Below are 335 nucleotides of genomic sequence, written 5' to 3'. Positions count from 1 at the left end.
ACCAACTGAGCTAATGGCTCGTACAAGGTGCCGGCGAGAGGACTTGAACCCCCAACCTACTGATTACAAGTCAGTTGCTCTACCAATTGAGCTACCCCGGCGTAAAGTATGAAAGGTAAATATGGTGGAGGATGACGGGATCGAACCGCCGACCCTCTGCTTGTAAGGCAGATGCTCTCCCAGCTGAGCTAATCCTCCAAATATGGTGACCCCTACGGGACTCGAACCCGTGTTACCTCCGTGAAAGGGAGGTGTCTTAACCGCTTGACCAAGGGGCCATATTTAATGTTGGCAAAAAAATAACCCCAAAGGGTAAGCCTGGCAACGTCCTACTC

General features: G+C 51.3%; 3 tRNA genes. All 3 read right to left on the bottom strand.

The window, feature by feature from the left end:
- Positions 1–28: 28 nt before the first annotated feature.
- The 3 genes from COE25_RS30020 to COE25_RS30010 all read right to left on the bottom strand — a co-directional run bounded on the left by COE25_RS30020 (position 29) and on the right by COE25_RS30010 (position 278).
- Positions 29–101, bottom strand: a tRNA-Thr gene (locus COE25_RS30020).
- Positions 102–122: 21 nt separating this feature from the next.
- Positions 123–198: transfer RNA gene (locus COE25_RS30015), tRNA-Val, on the bottom strand.
- A 5-nt stretch (positions 199–203) separates the two neighbouring features.
- A tRNA-Glu gene (locus tag COE25_RS30010) sits at positions 204–278 on the bottom strand.
- Positions 279–335 lie beyond the last annotated feature (57 nt).

Origin of the sequence: Bacillus sp. AFS031507 (genome assembly GCF_002584635.1) — a bacterium.
Taxonomy (GTDB): domain Bacteria; phylum Bacillota; class Bacilli; order Bacillales; family Cytobacillaceae; genus Neobacillus.
Note: the sequence above shows the minus strand (reverse complement) of the source record. Positions and strands in the feature narration are given on the sequence as shown.